The sequence below is a fragment of the Polyangium sp. 6x1 genome (assembly GCF_029946515.1).
GTDB lineage: Bacteria > Myxococcota_A > Polyangia > Polyangiales > Polyangiaceae > Polyangium.
On record NZ_JARZHH010000162.1, the window covers coordinates 1 to 3,825 of the forward strand.

3 protein-coding genes are annotated in these 3,825 nt (G+C 69.7%); 2 read left to right on the forward strand and 1 reads right to left on the reverse strand.

Translation table 11 applies throughout. The features are described 5' to 3' along the window. A partial coding sequence (locus tag QHF85_RS49535; protein ID WP_281334549.1) for a carboxylesterase family protein occupies positions 1-1,645 on the forward strand: 1,645 nt, incomplete at its 5' end. A 1-nt stretch (position 1,646) separates the two neighbouring features. Here the strand turns inward: QHF85_RS49535 and QHF85_RS49540 are convergent. Continuing rightward, entirely contained in the window at positions 1,647-2,465 is an 819-nt protein-coding gene (locus QHF85_RS49540; protein WP_281334550.1) for a metallophosphoesterase family protein, read from the reverse strand. A 181-nt stretch (positions 2,466-2,646) separates the two neighbouring features. Between QHF85_RS49540 and QHF85_RS49545 the strand changes: the two genes are divergently transcribed. After that, positions 2,647-3,825, forward strand: a 1,179-nt coding sequence (locus tag QHF85_RS49545) for a kelch repeat-containing protein (protein ID WP_281334551.1), incomplete at its 3' end; no start/stop codon positions are given.

Consider the following 3,825-nt stretch of genomic DNA (forward strand, 5'->3'; position numbering starts at 1 on the left):
CTGCAGCGGCGGCGGTAGCAGCAGCCCCAGCGGCAGCGGCGGCGGCGGCGGTGGCGGCGGCGGCGGCGGCGGCGGCGGCGGCAGCGGCGGCGACGGCGGCGGCTCTCCTCGTTGCGTCGTGGAGACGCCCTCGGAGCCCGGGATCGCCGCCACGGACAGCGGCCTCGTCCGCGGCAACCTCGAGGGCGCGAGCTGGGTGTATCGCGGCATTCCGTATGCCGCGCCGCCCACGGGGGATCTCCGCTGGAAGCCGCCGGAGCTCGCCGCCTGCTGGGACGGCGTGCGGGACGCGAGCGCGTTCGGCGCGAAATGCCCGCAGATCGACGATAAAACGAAGGCGCCCATCGGCGAGGAGGATTGCCTCTCCCTCAACGTCTGGACCCCCGATGTCCCGGCCGACGGCGCGCCGCTCCCCGTCCTGTTTTTCGTGCACGGCGGCGGCAACATCCAGGGGGCGAGCAGCGAGACGCTCCCCGGCGGCGCCCCGATCTACAATGGCCAGGACCTCGCCGAATCCCAGAAGGCCGTCGTCGTCACGATCAACTATCGCCTCGGGGCGCTCGGCTTCCTCGCCTTGCCCGAGCTCGCCGCGGAGTCGCCCGTCTCCGCGGCCGGCAATTACGGCCTGCAGGATCAGATCGCCGCGCTGAAATGGGTCCAGAAGAACATCGCCGCGTTCGGCGGGGATCCGTCGCGGGTCCTCCTGTTCGGCGAGTCCGCCGGCGCGCTGAATACGCTCACGCTCATGGCCTCGCCGCTCGCGAAGGGGCTCTTCTCGGCGGCGCTCGCCGAGAGCGGGGGCACGACCTCGACGCCAAAAGCGGACGCCGAGCAGGCGATGAGCGCGCGCGTCGCGGAATCGTCCTGCGGGAGCGCGGCGGACAAACTCGCCTGCCTGCGGGGCAAGACGTCGGCGGAGATCCTCACGGAGCTGCCGGGCTCGGTCGGGATCGGCAATGTCTCGGTCGGCTCGGACCCGTCCAAGTACGGCCCCGTCATCGACGGCTACGTCCTGCCCAAGGCGACGCTCGCGACGTTCTCCGCCGGCGAGCACAACCACGTGCCGCTCGTGATCGGCACGAACGGCGAGGAGCTCGCGAAAGGAATGGCGGTCCAGGTCTCCACGGCGGCGCAATACGAGGCCGTCGTCACGCAAGCGTTCGGCCCGCTCGCGCCCCAGGTCCTCGACGCGTATCCGGCGGGTGATTACACGATGCCCCAGGACGCGCTCGTGGCGCTTTATTCGGATGTCCGCTTCAACTGCCCGAACCGGGGCATCGCGCGCGCCGTCGCGGGCGGCCAGAGCGAGCCCGTCTACCGCTATTTCTTCACGCGCCGCGCGAAGACGGCGCAAGGCGAGAACCCGGCGGCCCACGCGATCGAGCTGCTCTACGTCTTCCACACGCTGACGGACATCGCGCTCTTCACGCCGGCGGCCGAGGACGTGGCGCTCTCCGACGCGATGATGGGCTACTGGGGCCGCTTCGGCGCGACGGGCAACCCGAACGGCGGCGGCGCCGCGCCCTGGCCGCAATACGACGCGCAGAAGGACACGCACATCGTGCTCGATTCGCCGATCTCGAGCGGCGAGGGCGTACGGAAGACCCAGTGCGACGCCTGGGAGCAGATCCTCGGAACGCCCTGATTCAGCGCGACTCGTACACCTGCCCCGACGGCAGCTCCACGCACGTCAGATAACCGCCCTTGCCGCAGCGCGTGTCGATCCCGATCACGCAAGGGCCGACCCACGCGTCCTCCTTGTCCTCCGGCGTGTAATCGGAGAGCTCGGGCGGGAGGTATTTCGTGGCCGTGTGCCCGAAAATGACGAGCTTGCCCCGGTACTCGCGCACGAAGTCGTCGTCGCGGCACCAGAGCATCGCGAGCTTCTTTTGCGTGGTGGAAGGGTGCTCGAAGCCGTTCGGGCCCTTCGGCAGGGCCGCATGCACGTAAATCGCGTGCTCGTCCTCGTACCAGTACGGCAGCGCCTGCATCCATTCGACGACGTCCGGCGGGAAAAACGTGCCCTTGAAGATCGGCTCGACCTCGTCGTCGGCCATGCCTTCGCCCTCGGCCGGCGGCGGGCGGCCGAGGAAGGAGCGCAGCGTGGCGAGGCAGCCGTTCGGCGCGGGAATGACGAACTCCGGCCAGCCACGCTCGATGACGCGGAGCCAGCCGTCTTCGTGATTGCCGCGGAGCGTGACGACCTTCGCGGGCGTCTGCGAGGGGAGGGCGCGGAGCAGGGCAATGACCTCGGCGGAGCGGGGGCCGCGATCGAGGTAATCGCCGACGAAGACGAGGGTATCGGCGGCGTCGAGCGGGGGCAGGGTGCCGAGGAGGCGGAGGAGCGCGTCGATGTCGCCGTGGATGTCGCCGATGGCGAAGGTGCGGCCGGGCATGGGCGGCGAGAGCAGCAGGAGTTCGAGGGGAAGGCAAGGGGGAAGCTCCCGCTCTTTGCTTGCTCCCATGTTGACGACCTCACCGAGTGCATGCGACGGTGGTCGCTCGTCGTACCAGGGACGGGGGACGTATCACGACAAACGCAGGAGAGCCATGCACCTTCGTCAATCCCTCATTGCTTGCATCGTGCCGCTTTGCCTTTCGCTTTCGTCCTCTGCGCTCGCTTCGGGCTGGCAGAGCCTGCCGGACATGAGCATGGCACGCACCGGTCATGCGGCGGCATTTCTTCCGGGTATTGGCGTGATCGCCGCGGGCGGGAACTGGAACGGCTCCTCGTTCGAGGCGCTCGATCTGGACACTGGGACGTGGACGCCGCGAAATCCCGCGCCTGCGATGTCTGTCGCGACAGGGGCTCTGCTCCCAGATGGCCTGTGGGTGGTCCGCGACGTCGAGCAGGCCTACACGTATGACGCCGTGAGCGACACCTGGATCGAAGAACCGCTGCTCGCCATCTTTCGCGACAGCGTGACGCTCAGCGTGCTCCCGGACGGCGATGTGCTCCTCACGGGCGGAGTCATGGATTTCAATACGTGGGGGAACTCGTTCCGTCATGATCGCATGGGCCAAACGCTCCTCGAGCGAAGCCTGAATCAAGGCCGCGCCAGCCATACGGCGACGACGTTGCCTTCCGGGCGCGTGCTCGTCACGGGCGGCCGGGCGTGGGCTCCGACGGAGGAAGGCGACGACATTCAGGTAGCCCTGGCCGATGCCGAGGTGTACGACCCCACGACCGATACGTGGACCCTGGTTCCGCCCATGCACATGAGCCGCCAGCGGCACGCGGCCGCGCTCTTGCCGTCCGGCAAGGTGCTCGTCGCGGGAGGCAGTCCGCTCACGGCGGCGGCAGAGGTCTATGATCCGGCCGCGAATACGTGGGTCGACATCGCGCCCATGAACGAGCCGAGGTGGGGGCATACGATGACGTCGCTCCCGAGCGGGCGCGTGATGGTCACCGGCGGCGTCGGGCCAGGTGGCGGCACGGCGGTCACCTCCGTGGAGGTGTACGATCCCGTGACCGGGACATGGACCTTGCTGCCGCCCATGGCAGGGAACCGCTGGCAACACGCGGCCACGTTGGTGCCGGGGCACGGTCTGGTCGTGACCGGCGGACAGCCGTACGCGAACTCCGGAACCATGACGGGCGTGGAGCTCTACCCGCTCGGCAATGCCGCGCTCGGCGCCGCATGTGTCATCGGCGATGAATGCGCGAGCGGCGATTGCATGGGCGGCGTGTGCATGGATGGCAGTGGTAGCGGTGCGGGTGGCGGCGGAGGCGGAGGCGGAAGCGGCGGCGGAGGCGGAAGCGGCGGCGGCGGCGGAAGCGGCGGCGGCGGCAGCGGCGGCGGCAGCGGCGGCGGCGGCGGCGGC

What these genes read in the sequence shown, in the direction of transcription:
- QHF85_RS49540 (WP_281334550.1), bottom strand. Translation starts at nt 2,465, where the DNA reads ATGGGAGCAAGCAAAGAGCGGGAGCTTCCCCCTTGCCTTCCCCTCGAA.